The organism is Pedobacter sp. ASV12, from assembly GCF_016429155.1.
Classification (GTDB): Bacteria; Bacteroidota; Bacteroidia; order Sphingobacteriales; family Sphingobacteriaceae; genus Pedobacter.
Map to the genome: position 1 here is coordinate 1 of NZ_JAELUC010000229.1, position 573 is coordinate 573.

Consider the following 573-nt stretch of genomic DNA (forward strand, 5'->3'; position numbering starts at 1 on the left):
ATGTCGTGGTTCGTCGGCAGCGTCAGATGTGTATAAGAGACAGGCGGGGTAATGTATAAGAAGCCATAAACCAAAATCAGGCAAACCGCGATACTGATTAAAAAGTAAGGCCAGTTTTTAACAAACCCTTTGATGGATGTTGCAAAGTCTGTTGCCCCGTTTAAATGATTTTCTGAAGACATGATCTTTGTGTTGAATGGGTTATTTTCTTAAAACTGCAGTAATCAATACCGCAACTGCCGATATAGAAGCAATAACTACAGGCATAATTCGGGTATTCGGACTATATTCTATCGCTTTCGATTTATCAGGCTCTACATAAACGATATCATTTTGCTTAAGGATAAAAAATGGAGAATTAAGTACATCTTGCTGATTGAGGTTGAGCCTTTTCATAATCCTTTGACCATTTTGCTCCCTAATAATGAGCACATTGTCTCGTTTGCCATAAACCGTCATATCGCCAGCCATTCCCAAAGCCTCTAAAAGGTTAATGTGATCGCCGGGGATGGTAAAACTCGAAGGTTTGTTTACCTCTCCAATAACGGTAACTTCTGTCTCTTATACACATCT

General features: G+C 39.4%; 2 protein-coding genes. Both read right to left on the minus strand.

Annotated elements, in window-relative coordinates; translation table 11 throughout:
• Window positions 1–182 (minus strand): hypothetical protein (locus JHD69_RS20045; RefSeq protein WP_199142106.1); only part of this gene is annotated, 182 nt, incomplete at its 3' end.
• Between the two features lie 19 nt (window positions 183–201).
• Entirely contained in the window at window positions 202–543 is a 342-nt protein-coding gene (locus JHD69_RS20050) for a hypothetical protein (protein ID WP_441339504.1), read from the minus strand.
• Window positions 544–573: the final 30 nt, after the last annotated feature.